This window comes from Bartonella grahamii ATCC 700132 (assembly GCF_000518085.1).
GTDB classification, from domain to species: Bacteria; Pseudomonadota; Alphaproteobacteria; order Rhizobiales; family Rhizobiaceae; genus Bartonella; species Bartonella grahamii.
Genome location: NZ_JACX01000005.1, coordinates 107,660 through 124,002, shown reverse-complemented (window position 1 = coordinate 124,002; position 16,343 = coordinate 107,660). Strand labels below are relative to the sequence as shown.

General features: G+C 38.5%; 15 protein-coding genes. 3 read left to right on the top strand and 12 right to left on the bottom strand.

What is annotated here, in order from left to right:
• Positions 1–23 precede the first annotated feature (23 nt).
• Entirely contained in the window at positions 24–905 is an 882-nt protein-coding gene (locus U736_RS0102680) for a protein-disulfide reductase DsbD domain-containing protein (protein WP_012754831.1), read from the top strand.
• A 24-nt stretch (positions 906–929) separates the two neighbouring features.
• Here the strand turns inward: U736_RS0102680 and rnhA are convergent, their stop codons facing one another.
• From rnhA to cyoE, 4 genes are all read right to left on the bottom strand, one after another.
• Entirely contained in the window at positions 930–1,397 is a 468-nt protein-coding gene (rnhA, locus tag U736_RS0102675) for a ribonuclease HI (RefSeq protein ID WP_012754830.1), read from the bottom strand.
• 5 nt (positions 1,398–1,402) lie between these two features.
• Positions 1,403–2,362, bottom strand: coding sequence for a homoserine kinase (locus tag U736_RS0102670; RefSeq protein ID WP_026500270.1), 960 nt, complete (start codon positions 2,360–2,362; stop codon positions 1,403–1,405).
• Positions 2,362–3,417: a 4-hydroxy-3-methylbut-2-enyl diphosphate reductase gene (ispH, locus tag U736_RS0102665; protein WP_026500269.1), complete on the bottom strand. Its 1,056-nt coding sequence runs from the start codon at positions 3,415–3,417 to the stop codon at positions 2,362–2,364. The genes U736_RS0102670 and ispH overlap by 1 nt, the downstream gene beginning before the upstream one ends.
• Before the next feature lie 182 nt (positions 3,418–3,599).
• Complete coding sequence (gene cyoE / locus U736_RS0102660) at positions 3,600–4,535, bottom strand: heme o synthase (protein WP_012754827.1); 936 nt, start codon at positions 4,533–4,535, stop codon at positions 3,600–3,602.
• A 307-nt stretch (positions 4,536–4,842) separates the two neighbouring features.
• Here cyoE and U736_RS0102655 point away from each other — a divergent pair, with 307 nt between their 5' ends.
• Entirely contained in the window at positions 4,843–5,424 is a 582-nt protein-coding gene (locus U736_RS0102655) for an invasion associated locus B family protein (RefSeq protein ID WP_012754826.1), read from the top strand.
• 109 nt (positions 5,425–5,533) lie between these two features.
• A complete protein-coding gene (tldD, locus tag U736_RS0102650; protein ID WP_012754825.1) occupies positions 5,534–6,958 on the top strand; it encodes a metalloprotease TldD in 1,425 nt (474 codons plus the stop codon).
• Between the two features lie 540 nt (positions 6,959–7,498).
• Here the strand turns inward: tldD and U736_RS0102645 are convergent.
• The 8 genes from U736_RS0102645 to U736_RS0102610 all read right to left on the bottom strand — a co-directional run bounded on the left by U736_RS0102645 (position 7,499) and on the right by U736_RS0102610 (position 16,120).
• Positions 7,499–8,752: a class I SAM-dependent RNA methyltransferase gene (locus tag U736_RS0102645; RefSeq protein WP_012754824.1), complete on the bottom strand. Its 1,254-nt coding sequence runs from the start codon at positions 8,750–8,752 to the stop codon at positions 7,499–7,501.
• Complete coding sequence (locus U736_RS0102640) at positions 8,749–9,492, bottom strand: TlyA family RNA methyltransferase (protein WP_012754823.1); 744 nt, start codon at positions 9,490–9,492, stop codon at positions 8,749–8,751. Before U736_RS0102640 ends, U736_RS0102645 begins: the two co-directional genes overlap by 4 nt.
• 16 nt (positions 9,493–9,508) lie before the next feature.
• On the bottom strand, positions 9,509–11,416 hold the full coding sequence (gene dxs, locus U736_RS0102635) for a 1-deoxy-D-xylulose-5-phosphate synthase (protein ID WP_012754822.1): 1,908 nt from the start codon (positions 11,414–11,416) through the stop codon (positions 9,509–9,511).
• A 236-nt stretch (positions 11,417–11,652) separates the two neighbouring features.
• Entirely contained in the window at positions 11,653–11,907 is a 255-nt protein-coding gene (locus tag U736_RS0102630; protein WP_012754821.1) for an exodeoxyribonuclease VII small subunit, read from the bottom strand.
• Positions 11,908–11,914: 7 nt separating this feature from the next.
• Positions 11,915–13,018, bottom strand: coding sequence for a 3,4-dihydroxy-2-butanone-4-phosphate synthase (gene ribB / locus U736_RS0102625; RefSeq protein ID WP_012754820.1), 1,104 nt, complete (start codon positions 13,016–13,018; stop codon positions 11,915–11,917).
• A gap of 15 nt (positions 13,019–13,033) precedes the next feature.
• On the bottom strand, positions 13,034–14,122 hold the full coding sequence (aroC, locus tag U736_RS0102620) for a chorismate synthase (RefSeq protein ID WP_012754819.1): 1,089 nt from the start codon (positions 14,120–14,122) through the stop codon (positions 13,034–13,036).
• A gap of 148 nt (positions 14,123–14,270) precedes the next feature.
• Entirely contained in the window at positions 14,271–15,089 is an 819-nt protein-coding gene (gene fabI / locus U736_RS0102615) for an enoyl-ACP reductase FabI (RefSeq protein ID WP_026500267.1), read from the bottom strand.
• 128 nt (positions 15,090–15,217) lie between these two features.
• The gene (locus U736_RS0102610; RefSeq protein ID WP_012754817.1) at positions 15,218–16,120 is read right to left on the bottom strand and encodes a DnaJ C-terminal domain-containing protein; all 903 of its coding nucleotides are present in this window, start codon (positions 16,118–16,120) and stop codon (positions 15,218–15,220) included.
• Positions 16,121–16,343: the final 223 nt, after the last annotated feature.

The following is a 16,343-nucleotide window of genomic DNA, read 5'->3' as shown; positions in this document are numbered from 1 at the left end:
TACACTAGGAAAATAAAACTCCAATGAAAAAAAGTCATATATTTACAAATTTACAAAATATCGCAACTTTCTTTTATAAAAAGCTTTTAGTTACTTTAAGCTTAACATTCATAGTTTTAGAATTACTTAACATTCCTGTAAATGCTCAAAAAGAACAAAAACTCCAGCTTTTCGCAACATCTTGGTATGAATCAGATGGTGGTCGTATCCGATTAGCGATCACCGAACCTTCTCTTTCTGGAATAAGAGAAGGCATTATTGAGATTGTGCTTAAACCAGGATGGAAAACTTACTGGCGTAATCCAGGTAATTCTGGCATGGCACCGTTTTTTAATTTCAACCAACAGGTTTCTTATGAAATCTTTTATCCTACCCCACAGCTTTTTGAAACAGAAAATGATTGGTCATTAGGCTATAAAGATAAAGTAATATTGCCCTTCAATCTTTCTGGTTCAAGCAAAAATTTAAGTGGTGCTTTCACTCTTGGATTATGTAATAAAATCTGTCTTCCATTTACTGTTAACTTTGATTTTTCGCCATCTGCTCTTAAAAATAAACATCTTCCTGCTTCCTTCTTAAAAAATGCCCAAGATTCTTTGCCCCGCATGATGCAGAATGCACTAAAAATAAGTGCCGAAAAAAATAACAGTACCCTTCTTATAAAAATACAAAATAACAACAAAACCACTCCTTCCTCTCTCTTTTTAGATGGAGGAGAAATGCAAATTGGAGCAGCAAAAAAAGTCAGTGATAACGCAGAATATACACTCTTCAGTGCTCCACTCTATTTCGCACCAGAAGAAATAAACCAAAAAATTTTTTATACAGTTTCTTTTAAAGATTACGCCTTAAGTGGAACATTCATATTTCATACGCAGCCAACCCCTCTTGCGACTCCGCGATAAAAGAAAAAAACTCTCAAACAGTAATTATGCTGGAAAACGTCCATTTTCGCGATATTGAGAAATTGCTTTGCGAGCAAGGGCATCTGCGCGTTCATTTTCTGGATGTCCCGCATGTCCTTTTACCCAGTGCCATCTGACTGTATGACAAGAACAAGCATCCTCAAGAGCTTGCCATAGCTCCATATTTTTAACAGGATTTTTTGATGCAGTGCGCCAATTATTCTTTTTCCAATCTTCAATCCACTTAGATATACCGTTGCGCACATAAACTGAGTCTGTATAAAGGTCGACCAAACAGGGCTCTTTAAGCGCCTTTAATGCACAAATTGCCGCCATGAGTTCCATTTGATTGTTTGTCGTATGGACCTTACCGCCATAAAGCTCACGTTCATGACCATTCCAGCGTAAAATTGCTCCCCATCCTCCAATTCCAGGATTCCCTGAGCAAGCACCATCTGTATAAATTTCAACGACTTTTTGTTGAGTTGCCATAAAATTTAAAAACCTAATTCACTTAGCGAATTTACATTACTGAAAAAACAAAGCTTGTGCCAATACTCCCATGGATCTTTCTTAATAACAAAGCTATTAGGCGGTGTATTAAACCAATCATAAAGACGTGTGAGTAAGAAACGTAAAGACGCACCACGAGCTAACAAAACAATCTTGTCCAATTCTAAAGGGATCAATGGTCTTATTTTTTGATAATTTTCCAATAACTTACGTGCTTTGGCCAGATTATAAGAATGATCAGGCTCAAAGCACCAAGCATTTAAACAGATCGCTAAATCATAAGCAAAAAAGTCATTACAAGCAAAATAGAAATCTATTATCCCAGAAAGACGATGATTCACAAAAAAGACGTTATCATTAAATAAATCTGCATGAATAATGCCTATTGGTAAATTGAGCGGCCAATTTTCCTGTAAAAAAGCCAATTCCAACTCAATTTTTTGCCCAAATTCTTTTAATAATGCATCTTTTTTTGTTTGACAACGTTGCCATAATACCTGCCAATCCATAACAGAAAGAGTATTTTTACGACTGAGTGTAAAATCCTGTCCTACTAAATGTAATTGTGCTAACCCCGTCCCCACTTCGCCACAATGATCTATAGTGGGCTGGCGGACCCACTCTCCTTCCAGAAAAGTAATAATAGCAGCAGGGCGTCCTGCTAATTCACAGATCATCATTCCATCATTTTGAATAACAGGTTGAGGACAAGGAATTCCACGCTGTCCTAAATGCTGCATCAAGCGACAAAAAAAAGGTAAATCATCTTTTGAAATACGTTTTTCATAAAGTGTTAAAATAAATCGCCCTTGTGTTGTCTCTAACATAAAATTAGAATTTTCAATCCCCTCCTCTATACCTTGATAAGACAAAAGTGACCCTATTGCATAACGTGTTAAAAACACTTTTAAATCATTTGAATGAATATCTGTATAAACGGCCATTATTCTGCTTTCGTTTTAGACATGTCTGTATTCTGATTTTCATTTTTTGCATTATTTTCTTGACCATTGACGAAAGCCATATCTTGCGACGTTAAAATGACGTCACGTAATTCGCGACTCACTAAAAATTTTTCCGTTTCTACTGCTGTTTCAGCTAATTCTATTGTGACATTATAACGCTCACGAAACGCTGAAATAATTTCATCAATAATAATTTCAGGAGCCGAAGCCCCTGCTGAAAGACTGACAATAGAAAGAGCTTTTAGGTTTTCAAAATTAATTTCATCAGCGCGCTGAACTAAAATAGCTTGCCGCGCACCAGACTTTTCGGCAACCTCTACTAAACGCCGTGAATTAGAAGAATTTGGCGCTCCAACAATCAAAAACAAATCACTCCCCTTTGCTGCTGCCTTAACCGCATCTTGTCGATTCGTTGTAGCATAGCAAATTGACTCAGCTGCTGGGGCCGCTAATGTAGGGAAACGTTGTTGTAATATATCGAGAATTCCTGCAGTATCTTCAACAGAAAGCGTTGTTTGTGTAACAAATCCTAATTTATCTGGATCATTGGGTTGGTAATGCAAAGCATCTTCTATCGTTTCAATAAGCGTCACAGCCCCTTCTTCAAGCTGTCCCATTGTCCCTATCACCTCAGGATGACCAGCATGACCAATCAATATGACATGACGACCATGACGTTGATGTCGTATCGCTTGTTTATGAACTTTCGAGACCAACGGACATGTTGCATCGAGATAAAACAAATTATAGCATCGTGCTTCTTCTGAAACAGATTTTGGTACACCATGAGCAGAAAAAACAACCGGTTGATTGCGATGTTCTTCTGGGATCTCATCAAGTTCTTCAACAAAAACGGCTCCCCGTTGTTGTAATCCCTCAACCACGTAGCGGTTGTGTACAATTTCATGACGAACATATACTGGAACACCATATTTTTTTAATGCAAGGAGAACAATCTGGATAGCACGATCAACCCCTGCACAAAATCCACGTGGACCACAAAGACGTATCGTTAAAGGGGGAAGTCCAGACATAAATCATCCTTAATCTCTACAGTTTTAGCTATATATTCAAACAATCTATCGTTATACACGAATAAGCAATGTAAAAAAACTGGCAATACCATCTTTTGCATAAGAACACACTCTATCGTGTTTTCTTACAATATGTTCTTGCAATAAAGCTCTTTTAAAATTTATTCTTTCATTTTACGCGACTAAAGAGCAATAAAATACCAAACAAGAGATTCAATCAAAAGAACTCCAAAGATAGCTGCCAAATAAAGTAATGAAAAGAAAAACAGTTTTTTTGCCATCAAAATAGTTTCATTATGTGTATCAGCTTTCCACAAACGATAGGCAAAATAAACAAAGATAATGCTTAAAATTGTTGAAAAAATACCATAAAAAATTCCGCCAAGACCAGTAAAGCAAGGAGCAGCAGCGCATAATGCCATCAAAATAGTATAAAATAAAATCTGTTTTTTTGTTGAATGTTCACCTCGTACATTAGGCATCATAGGAATACCTGCAGCCTCATAATCAAGAGATGAAAATAAAGAAAGAGACCAAAAATGAGGGGGTGTCCACATAAAAATGATTAAAAACAATAAAAAGCTATCAATACTCACTGACCCTGTTGTCACAGCCCATCCAATCATTGGTGGAAAAGCCCCAGAAGCACCACCAATAACAATATTTTGTGGTGTGATACGTTTTAACCAAATTGTATAGATAACGACATAAAAGAAAATCGTAAACGCAAGAAAAAATGCCGCAAACCAATTAATAAAGCTCCCCATAACCAATACCGAAAGCATAGAAAGAACCATGCCAAAAATAAATGCTTTTCGGGAACTGATTTTACCCATAGGAATAGGACGTTTTTTGGTCCGTTCCATCACGGCATCAATGTCAGCATCATACCACATATTCAGTGCTCCCGCACCGCCACCACCGATAGCAATACATAAAATCGCTAAAAAACCATACAACGGATTGATAGGAACAGGCGATACAAGCAAACCAACCAGAGCCGTAAAGACCACAAGAGACATAACACGTGGCTTTAATAATGTGATATAATCACCAATACCGGATTTTGGTGGCGTTGATTTACCATTCACAACCGATAACTCTCCTGAAACTGACATTCCGCTCAAAGCCCTTTTCCATTTCTGTCATTCACAAACCAATATTATCTGACAAATATTATCTAGCGTATGGAAATGATCAATTAAGACCAATCATATTTTTGAGAAAATATGAAACACCTCGTTCGCACGTATCTCCTAGAAATAGATGGAAATATTGGCAACAAAAATACATTTTTTCAATCAACATTCTCTCCTACATTACAAATGTATCATAAAAATATATCCTATGGATTAATATATTTGGGTAAATACTGATTTTGTGTTATAGTTTTTATGTGGGGAATTCATTTTTTTATGTAAATCTATGCATGGTTGTGTGTGTTTGTTGAGTCGGATAGGATTTTCTGTGATACTTCATAAATTACTCAAAAAAAGTTTTGTTATTGGTGCTGTTCTTTACACACTTTATAGTGGTTTTATCAATCATGCATTTGCACAAACACCCTATGCGCAAAATGTCCCTGCTCCACAAACCTATGGTGCATGGACAAAAGTTTGTGCTCTACCGCCAGGTACACCTAACATGCAGTGTGAAGTTATACAAAACGTTCATACACAAGGTCGTCATGATATTACCTTGCGTGTTACATTTTATAAACTTCCTCAAAAGCAAGGTGCTTTGATGCGTGTTTTTGTTCCAATTCGCGTTGAATTACGTCCTGGCGTTGGAATTAAAATTGACGATAAAAATATGGGCAGAATGGAATATCGTCGCTGTCTTGGTGATAATTGTGTTGCTGAAGCCTTTCTTAAAGAAGACATATTGCAGCTCTTTTTAAAAGGAAAAATGGCAACCTATTTTATCTTTACAACTCCTGAACAAGGGATTGGAGGTTTTGTTGACCTTCATGGTCTTGCCGACGCCTATGAAACCTTACCGACATGAATGAAATCGATACGCTTTAGACGATAAAAATCTCATCGTATATTTTGAAAGTTCCTTAAATTAGATTAATAAAAATCTTCTAAGCCCCCATAAAAATAGGATAATTCTTATGAAATCGCTGATAGATCATTTTGATATTGCTTCCTCTAAAGTGCAATCACTTGTACAGGAAACGCTTCATCATGCTGATGATGGTGAGCTTTACCTTGAGTATACAGAAAGCGAAGCTCTTTTATTTGATAATGGACAGCTTAAAAACGGCTCATTTCATCAAGATATGGGATTTGGACTACGCGTTGTTGCTGGAGAGGCTACTGGATATGCTCACTCTAGTGAGTTATCAGTTGCTGCACTCAAACGTGCCAGTGAAGCAGCTAAAGCTGTTACCTATAATAATCATGCAGGGACTTATAGCATAGCACCTCAACAAACAAACAAGAGACTTTATCAACCGCATAATCCCCTTGATGCTCCATCATTTGAAGAAAAAAGTGCTCTTTTGCAAAAAATTGATGCCTATTTACGTGCTAAAAATGATAAATTGCATCAAGTGACTGCTTCTCTTTCCGGCTCGCTACAACATGTTGAAATTTTACGTGCAGATGGTTATTTGGTTCGTGATATTCGTCCTCTTGTACGACTTTCTATATCTGTAGTTGTTGCTGAGGGTAATCGGCGTGAAAATGGTTTTTATGGATGTGGAGGGCGACAAGCATTTGACCAATTTATTCATGAAGACAATTGGAAAAAAGCTGCGGATGAAGCCTTACGTATGGCTTTAACAAATTTAGAAGCAGAAGCAGCACCTGCAGGATCTTTTGATGTTGTCTTAGCCAATGGATGGCCTGGCGTTATGCTCCATGAAGCCGTAGGTCACGGTTTAGAAGGTGACTTTAACCGTAAAAAAACATCCGCTTTTGCTGGACTTTTAGGACAACAAGTTGCGGCAAAAGGTGTTACAGTTGTTGATGATGGTACAATTCCACAATGCCGTGGCTCTCTCACTGTCGATGATGAGGGGACCCCTTCAGGATATAACGTTCTTATTGAAGATGGAAAGCTCGTTGGTTTTATGCAAGACAGGCTTAATGCACGGCTTATGGGAGGTAAATCAACTGGAAATGGACGGCGTGAATCTTATGCTCATGCACCAATGCCACGAATGACCAATACAATCATGTTAGGAGGAGATAAAACACCTGAAGAAATCCTTTCTTCACTCAAACATGGTATCTATGCTGTTTCATTTGGTGGAGGACAAGTTGATATCACTTCTGGAAAGTTCGTCTTTGAATGTACTGAAGCATACCGAGTAGAAAATGGTAAAATTGTAGCGCCTATTAAAGGTGCAACGCTTATCGGTAATGGACCAGATGCCATGAAACGTATTACAATGATTGGCAATGATAGCAAACTTGATAATGGTATCGGTATGTGCGGGAAAGCTGGGCAAAACGTTCCTGTTGGTGTCGGTCAACCTCATCTTCGAATCAATAATATGACAATCGGTGGAACTGCGCTTGTAAAGGAATAAGCGTTCTCATTCCTTCTCAATATTGCCTCCTTCTCGTCTATCACGAGCACTTTGTGATGTTTGTACAATGCGTTGATTTATAAAGATAATCTATCGTTGTTCATATTGAATTAGAACCTTGAATACCATAAGATTCTCTCATTTCAAATCTGTTCCATGTTGAATCAATCAAAATCTTTCGTTTGTACGTTACAGGTGGGGGGAGTTATATGAATAAAAACTATCAAAGACAGGACCAAAGATTCCTCTTATGTCCCCCTCAAGTACCAAGAGTTGTAGAAACATTGGGAGATGGCAAATATAACACTGGCACCGGCTTGCTCAGATACATCTTCTTCGTAATACATTAGTCTTTTGTGTGGGGTAATTTACCTTTTATATTTCATAATAAAAAAGTTTAAAATAAAAAACACTTTCTATATTCAGTGCTCTTAATTCAACGAGCAAAAGGTTATTATTATAGAGAAATTTTGGAGAGATTTTTATAATAATACTCAAGTAAACTTTAAAAAAATCTTCATGGCATTAAAAAATTTTAGGCTAAAGCTTCCAAACTTTCTTTTTTTTCTTTTTGCTCAAAACAGCAACAATTTCGACATGTGGTGACCATAAAAATTGATCAATCGGTATGATTTTTTCTACTGTATACCCCCCTGCAACAAGAAGAGATAAATCACGAGCAAATGTAGTAGGATTACAGGAAATTGCCACAACACGTGATACTGTTGTCTTCGCTAATTCACGTACTTGTTGCTCTGCACCAGCACGGGGAGGATCAAAAACAACACTCTCAAAACCCTCAAGTTCCTTTACAGAAAGGGGATGTCGGAAAAGATCACGTTTTTCACAAGTGACCGTTTTTAAACCAGTTGCAAAACGTGCTGCTGTATTTAGATTTCTTAATGCATCTTCATTATTTTCTACTGCATGAACATTCATCTTTTTTGCTATGCGCAAGGTAAATGTTCCTATCCCTGAAAACAAATCAACAGCATTCTTTGCTTTTTTTAAATGAGTCAAAATAATATTGCCCATTATATTTTCAGCTTCGCAGGTTGCTTGAAGAAAACCACCAGAAGGAAATTCAACACGGACATCTCCAAAGTAAATCTCTGGTTTTTCTCGTTCAACCAAAACTTCACCGTCAACAGATAAACGTATAATCCCATATGAAAGAGCAGCACTGATCATTTTCTGACGAAGTGATTCATGGTGTACAATGCAACCGCTTAAAGCAACATCTAAACCATTTTCAACACGTGTTATTGTAACATGAAACCGTTTGGCAGAGCTGCTTAGAAAAGCACAGAGCTCTCTGATATTATGCAACTGAGAAATAAGCTCTGGACGGCTTACTGGACATTCCTCAAGAGCTACAATCTCATGAGAGAGATAACGGTTAAAACCAACTTTTTGCCCCTGTGGGGTCATAGATGCTGTTAGAGTAATCCGCCGTCGGCTATAAGGTTTACATTCTATTAAAGGCGCAACAACATTATTAAGTCCATACTTTTTAAGCGCATCAACAACCAATTGTTGTTTCCATACGCGATAAGCATCCATATGCCAATGCTGAAGAGTACACCCTCCACATTCTCCAAAATGCTGACAAAGAGTATCAATGCGTTCTAATGATTTTTCTTTTAATGCTATACATGTTGCATATTTTCCATGAACAGTAATTTCAGCACACTCTCCTGGTAAAGTAAAAGGAACATAAACGAAGCCGCGAGACGTCCTAGAAGTACCATACCCATTTGCTCCGATATGGTCGATTATGACATTGTCACTCACTCTTGTTTTTCTCCGAATAGTAAATATTCCACGTTGCCATCACCACCTGTAATAGGGGAAGGAATTAAACCTCTTGCGCTCCACCCTGTTTGTGTATTTAACCAAACAAAAAGCGCCTCAGCAATTTCTTTAGCTATTGATGGATTTAATATTCCTCCCTTACTAAAGTGTTTACGACCAACCTCAAACTGAGGCTTTACCAGTAAAACAGCTTGGGCACCCTTCTTGGCTAAAGACAAAACGGGAGGCAATGCAAGTTTGAGAGAAATAAAGCTAACATCTGAAACGATAAGATCAATTTCTCGCCCACCTAAATGTTTATGTTGAAAATCTCTAACATTCAAGCCTTCTAATAACGTTATAGCACTGTTGCCCAATAAACGTTTATCAAATTGATGATGCCCAACATCAACGGCAATTACATGAGCCGATCCACGCTCTAAGAGAACTTGTGTAAAACCACCTGTTGATGCGCCAACATCAATGGCCGTCACTTTATCTGTTATAATCGGAAATGCATCAAGTGCAGCAATCAATTTTAACGCTGCCCGAGAAACATAATTCTGCGCTGGATCACAAACAGCAATCTCTGCATCATCAAAAACGATTTGCCCAGCTTTAAAAACGATTTCGCCGTTAACTTTAACAGTTTGACGCATGACAGCATCACGTGCGCGTGAACGTGTCGTAAAAAAGTTTTTTTCAACTAAGAGAATATCGAGCCTTTTTCTGGCAGCCATATCATACTCGAATTTTTTATCCTGTTCGAATCTCGCGGCCTAAAGCAGCAAAAACCGTGTTGACAATACCCATAGCATCAAGCCCGATACGTGAAAGAACTTTTTCTGGTGCACCATGATTCAAATACTCATCAGGAAGTTTTAGTGTACGAGCTTTCAAACCATGCTCTAAGAGCCCTTCTTGCGCTAAAAATTGTAATATGTGCGCTCCAAAACCACCGATTGCCCCTTCTTCAATTGTCACCAATACTTCATGCTCACGTGCCAAACGACACATCAAATCCTTATCTAAAGGTTTCGCAAACCGTGCATCTGCAACCGTTGTAGATAATCCTTCAGCCTCCAATGCATCAGCAGCTTGCAACACTTCTGACATCCGCGTTCCAAAACAAACCAAAGCGATCCTATTTCCTTCACGCAGAACACGCCCCTTTCCAATTTCTAATAACTCACCACGTTGCGGTAAATCTATACCAATACCCTCACCACGTGGATAACGAAAAGAAATTGGTCCCTGATCATAAGCTGCAGCTGTACGCACCATATGCATCAGTTCAAGCTCATCAGAAGGTGCCATAACAACAAACCCAGGAAGAGTGGACAAAAAAACAATATCAAAACTTCCAGCATGTGTTGCACCATCTGCCCCCACAAAACCTGCACGGTCAATAGCAAAACGTACCGGTAATTTTTGAATTGATACATCATGAATAATTTGATCATAAGCACGCTGTAAAAAAGTAGAATAAATTGCAACAAAAGGCTTGTACCCTTCACAAGCAAGTCCTGCCGCAAAAGTTACGGCATGTTGCTCAGCGATACCAACATCAAACATTTTTTCAGGAAATTTTTTCGCAAAAGAATCAAGACCTGTCCCTGTTGGCATCGCTGCTGTTATGCCAACAATCTTATCATCATGGCGAGCTTCTTCTATTAAAGCTTTAGAAAATACCTTGGTATAGGGTAGAATATTACTTGATGCTTTAACCTGTTTTCCTGTCGTGACATCAAAACGATTAACACCATGATATTTATCAGGTGAGGCTTCTGCAGGTGGATATCCCTTTCCCTTATGTGTGACAACATGCACCAAAACAGGACCACTAGGATATTCACGAACATTTTTTAAAACAGGCAATAAATGCCCCAAATTGTGCCCATCTATGGGGCCAAGGTAATAAAAGCCAAGCTCATCAAATAAAGTTCCCCCAACCAAAAGTCCACGCGCAAATTCCTCTGAACGACGCGCCTTATCCAAAAAAAACTTTGGCAATTTTTCGCTCAACATCTTTACGCGTTCACGCAAATGACGATAAGAAGGACGAGATACTAATCGTGCAAGATGTGCACTCATAGCACCTGTAGGTGGTGCTATAGACATATCGTTATCATTAAGAACAACAATCAAGCGTGCATCCAAAGCACCAGCATTGTTCATTGCTTCATAAGCCATGCCCGCAGACATTGCACCATCACCGATGACAGCTATGATATTGCGTCTTGTCTCTGCTTTCAAAGCACTTGCCACCGCCATGCCAAGCCCCGCTGAAATAGAAGTAGACGAATGCCCCGCTCCAAATGGATCATACACACTTTCTGAACGTTTTGTAAAACCTGATAATCCGCCCTCTTGACGTAATGTGCGAATTTTTTCTCTACGCCCCGTTAAAATCTTGTGTGGATAGGTTTGATGACCAACATCCCAAATAATCCTATCCTCTGGTGTATTAAAAATATAATGTAATGCAACAGTGAGCTCAACAACACCAAGTCCCGCCCCAAGATGACCACCTGTTACAGAAACCGCATCAATTGTTGCAGTTCGCAACTCATCAGCCAACTGTACCAAATCAGACTCAGGCAATGCCCGCAAATCTTGCGGAAAACAAATATGGTCAAGCAATGGTGTTAAGACCTGAGACAAAAAAAACCTTTCTATTATCTTAACTCAAGAAAACGAAACGATAAAAATATATCTTCTCTACTCTTATTTACAGTTTTGCATCTTTTTTACTGAAAAATGCTCTTTTCTATTTGAGATGAGCTATACTTTCCTCATTTTTTACTTATTTTATAAAAAAGAAATCAATCGATTTAATTTTCTATAAAAAAGGTTATTATATCTTCTCGTTTCACAATAAATATCCAAAATATTTAATATTATTTAGCATCAAGTGGTTCTACTCCTTTTGGAGAACCGTCTTCTGAAAGCTGTATTTTTTCAACTTTAGCTTCAGCAACTCTTAAGAGTTTTTCACAATGCTTTTTAAGCGCTTCACCGCGTTCATAAATATCAATGGATTGTTCCAAAGGCACATCGCCACGTTCCAAATTTTCGACAATAACTTCAAGTTGCTTAAGCGCTTGCTCAAAGCTTAAGGTCGTAATATCCCCCTCTTGTATCTCTTTTTTCATATGAACCTCAAAAAATATCTGTTCTAGATATATGAATTCCAAAACCTTCTAAACCTACATAATGATGCTCTTTAGCAGCATAAACAATAACAGAGCCTATTCCTAGATATTTTAAAATTTGTGATCCTAAACCAATTTTGCGCCATTCTTCTTCGCGTTCAATCGCCTGCACATGGTTTTCTGAACTGTCTCTTGCCATATTTTGAATATCAATAGTTGATTGCATAACAGATCCTTTACGCAAATAAATAAATATGCCACGTTTTTCTTTTTCCATCATATGCCGCATCATCACCATAATATCTGAAGCTTGACAAAAAACGTCATTTATAATGTTTTCATGATGTAAATACACAGGAATATCCTCACCCTCACGGACATCACCAAAAACAATTGCAATATGCTGAATGGCCTCCCAAGGGAGTTGATAACTTTGAACAATAGCGGGACCTATAGATGTTTCAATAGGCATTTCTCCAACATGTTTGATCAATATTTCCTTACGTTGGCGGTAAGCAATTAAATCTGCAACCGTTATCATATGTAACCGATGTTCTTGTGCAAATTTCATGATCTGATCGCCATGTTTAACGCTGCCATCATCATTGACCAACTCACCAATAACACCAACTGGTGGCAAACCAGCTAATTTACATAAATCAACAGCCGCCTCCGTGTGACCTGAACGCATGAGCACCCCCCCTTCATGCGCAATCAAAGGAAAAATATGTCCTGGACGGACAAAATCGTGAGCAACAGCATTTGGATTAGCAAGATTACGAACTGCCAATGTGCGGTCATGTGCGGAAATACCCGTCGTTATCCCATGTTTAAAATCCACAGTAACAGTAAATTGCGTCCCATGTGCAGAGTTATTATCTGGTACCATAGGAGCAAGATTAAACCGTTGTGCTTCTTTTTTTGGCATAGGTGTACACACAATACCTGTTGTGTGACGAAGAATAAACGCCATCTTTTCTTCTGTACAATGCGTTGCAGCAACAGTTAAATCACCCTCATTTTCACGGTCATCATCATCTGTCACCACAACAATTTCACCGCGTTCAAAAGCTTTAAGTGCAGAAACAATTTTTTTTTCATCATACGCCATTATTCACCTTCTCAATCACCCAATTTGACCGCGATGTCTTAGATAATGGTCAGCAATAGCACAAGCAACCATCGCTTCACCAACAGGAACGGCACGAATCCCAACACATGGATCATGACGTCCCTTCGTTATAACATCTATATCATGACCATCAACATCAATGGAGCGACGAGGCGTTAAAATTGATGAAGTAGGCTTTACAGCAAAACGTGCAACTATTGGCTGTCCACTCGATATTCCCCCTAAAATACCACCAGCATGATTGGATAAAAAAAGCGGTTTTCCATCATTTCCCATTCGCATTTCATCGGCATTTTCTTCTCCCCTCAGGCGGGCTGCCGCAAAACCATCACCAATTTCCACACCTTTTACCGCATTAATCGACATAAGTAACGATGCAATATCTTGATCAAGCTTTGCGTAAATAGGGGCTCCTAAACCTGCCGGAACATTTTCTGCAACGATCTCAACAACCGCACCAACAGATGTTCCCTCTTTACAGAGTTTACTGATATAATCACTGAAAATGGGAACCATCTCTGCATCAGCTGTAAAAAAAGGATTATTATCAACCTCTGACCAATCCCAACGATCACGATTAATATTATGAGGACCAATTGCTATCACTGCTCCTCGTACAATCAAACCAGGAACGATTTTACGAGCAAAGGCACCAGCTGCAACACGTGCTGCCGTCTCCCGTGCCGAAGCACGTCCCCCACCTCGAAAATCACGAATGCCATATTTAATATCATAAGTATAATCCGCATGTCCTGGACGATACTGATGGGCAATCGAGCTATAATCCTTCGAACGCTGATCTGTGTTTCGAATCAACAGAGAAATTGGTGTACCTGTTGTCACCAATGTCGTCCCATCGTCTTGAACAACAACTCCTGAAAGGACCTCTACTTCATCTGGTTCTCGGCGCTGCGTTGTATACTTTGATTGTCCTGGTTTGCGTTTATCAAGATAAGCTTGAACTTCTGCAAGAGTAAAAACAATTCCAGGTGGACAACCATCAATGACACAACCAAGAGCAGCACCATGACTTTCACCCCATGTTGTTACACGAAACAAATGACCAAATGTATTATGCGACATGAAAAAAGATCCGTTTCTCTGTCAAATATATACAACGACAACGTATGTTGTGTGCTATACACAAGGTAGCTCTTTGCTCCCAAATACTCTTAGCCACTTTAAATTTGGTCAAATTACTGCTGTCCAATAAAATCCTATAAACCAAACTTTATTCTTTAACGACAGAAATGTCTGGTGCATCAACTGCTTTCATACCTATGATATTATAACCCGAATCGACATGATGGACTTCACCGGTAACAGAACGAGACAAATCTGAAAGAAAATAAAGTGCAGAATCACCAACCTCTTCAATTGTTACCGTACGACGTAATGGAGCATTATATTCATTCCATTTTAAAATATAACGAAAATCACCAATACCTGAAGCCGCTAACGTTTTAATTGGTCCAGCAGATATAGCATTAACACGAATATTTTGAGGACCTAAATCTACCGCTAAATATTTCACGCTCGCTTCAAGAGCTGCTTTGGCAACCCCCATTACATTATAATTGGGAACAACCTTTTCTGCACCATAATAGGTTAGTGTCAAGATTGAACCACCATCTGGCATTAATTTCTCTGCACGCTTCGTTAGAGCTGTTAGGGAATAAACGGAAATATTCATGGTCATCATAAAATTTGATTCGCTGATATCAATATAACGACCACTTAATTCATCTTTATCAGAAAAACCAATAGCATGAACTAAAAAATCGAGTTTTCCCCATTTCTTCTCTATTTCTCTAAAGACCGTATCAATAGAGACACTGTCAGAAACATCACAATGTCCACAAATAAACCCCTTTAATTCTTCAGCCAAAGGCTCAACACGCTTTTTCATTGCTTCACCCTGATAGGTAAAAGCAAGCTCTGCCCCTGCGCTACTTGCCGCTTTAGCGATTCCCCAAGCGATGGAGCGATTATTGGCCAACCCCAAAATTAAACCACGCTTACCGTACAATAAACCATTACTCTTAGCCATCAGCACTGCCCCATTGTTACTTAAAATTAATATTATTCATCTGCCTATGACACAGGTCAACTTTTTCTTCAAGCAATTGGTTTAAAATCAAACAAAAACTACGCTTTTATATATAGAAAATTTTAAAATTAATCTTGTTGCATTTGCAAAAACTGTTCTAGCGCGGCATTTTCACCTTCCGGCAACATAATGCGAACATGCACATAAAGATCATCTCTTGTACCATTTTTTAAACGAAGCCCTTTCCCTTTCAACCGTAAAACGCGATCAGAACTTGACCAAGCAGGAATCGTTAAAACCACACGTCCCTCCAACGTCTCGACTTCTTCTTTTGCTCCCAAAACAGCATGTTTAAGAGAAACTGGTAAATCAAGATGGAGTGCTCTTCCTTCAACCCGAAAACGAGGATGTTTTTGAATCTGAATGGTTATCAACGCATCTCCTGCTTGCCCAAGAGGTACCTCTTCTCCCTGACCTTTTAATCGAATAGTCTGTCCGTCTTCAATATAATCTGGAAGTTTAATTTTTAACTTTTTTCCATTTGGAAAAACAGCTTCCACCTTTTCTGCGCCAACCATCTGCTCTAATGTTATGGCAAGATTAGCACGAACATGTGCTCCTTGTTGGGGACGGTTATAGTGTGTGGAATTCGAAAAGCTACTACCTCCTCCAAACAGATCCCGAAAAATATCACTCGCATCAAAACCTGCACCACCTGAAGAGGAAAAATCAAATCCCTTTGCTCTTCCTGAAAAGGGATTTTGTTTATTGCTAAAATTTTCACCAGTACCATAAGCTTGATAAAGCGGTTTTCCTTCCATATCAATTTCACCGCGGTCAAATTGTGCCTTTTTATCCTTATCACCTATAATTTCATAAGCTTGATTAATTTCAGCAAATTTTTCTTTAGCCTTTGTATCATCTTTATTATGGTCTGGATGATACTTCTTTGCTAATCTTCTAAATGCCGATTTAATCTCTTGCGATTTTGCGGTACGTGCCACACCCAGAATCGTGTAGGGATCACGCATATTGCCCTCTTTTCAATTTTTTCGTTTTCAAAATATCAACTGATCCGTTGTTCAATATCCCTTATATCGTCGTCAGTCTATTCTTAGAGAATAATTTCTTCTTTCCTCTTTATATGTCTATCAGTAAACTAAAATACCAGATAAAATGAGACATTTATTTAATATAGCTCATTGTAGTCTATGCTAAAGTAAAAATAATTAAACTACCATAGAAATACACAAT

Bases quoted from the DNA above. Each gene is read 5' to 3' on its own strand.
- ispH (WP_026500269.1), bottom strand. From the start codon at position 3,417: ATGTCTGGACTTCCCCCTTTAACGATACGTCTTTGTGGTCCACGTGGA.
- aroC (WP_012754819.1), bottom strand. From the start codon at position 14,122: ATGTCGCATAATACATTTGGTCATTTGTTTCGTGTAACAACATGGGGT.
- U736_RS0102680 (WP_012754831.1), top strand. From the start codon at position 24: ATGAAAAAAAGTCATATATTTACAAATTTACAAAATATCGCAACTTTC.
- U736_RS0102655 (WP_012754826.1), top strand. From the start codon at position 4,843: ATGCATGGTTGTGTGTGTTTGTTGAGTCGGATAGGATTTTCTGTGATA.
- U736_RS0102610 (WP_012754817.1), bottom strand. From the start codon at position 16,120: ATGCGTGATCCCTACACGATTCTGGGTGTGGCACGTACCGCAAAATCG.
- U736_RS0102640 (WP_012754823.1), bottom strand. From the start codon at position 9,492: ATGGCTGCCAGAAAAAGGCTCGATATTCTCTTAGTTGAAAAAAACTTT.
- cyoE (WP_012754827.1), bottom strand. From the start codon at position 4,535: ATGTCAGTTTCAGGAGAGTTATCGGTTGTGAATGGTAAATCAACGCCA.
- ribB (WP_012754820.1), bottom strand. From the start codon at position 13,018: ATGGCGTATGATGAAAAAAAAATTGTTTCTGCACTTAAAGCTTTTGAA.
- fabI (WP_026500267.1), bottom strand. From the start codon at position 15,089: ATGGCTAAGAGTAATGGTTTATTGTACGGTAAGCGTGGTTTAATTTTG.
- U736_RS0102670 (WP_026500270.1), bottom strand. From the start codon at position 2,362: ATGGCCGTTTATACAGATATTCATTCAAATGATTTAAAAGTGTTTTTA.
- rnhA (WP_012754830.1), bottom strand. From the start codon at position 1,397: ATGGCAACTCAACAAAAAGTCGTTGAAATTTATACAGATGGTGCTTGC.
- U736_RS0102630 (WP_012754821.1), bottom strand. From the start codon at position 11,907: ATGAAAAAAGAGATACAAGAGGGGGATATTACGACCTTAAGCTTTGAG.
- tldD (WP_012754825.1), top strand. From the start codon at position 5,534: ATGAAATCGCTGATAGATCATTTTGATATTGCTTCCTCTAAAGTGCAA.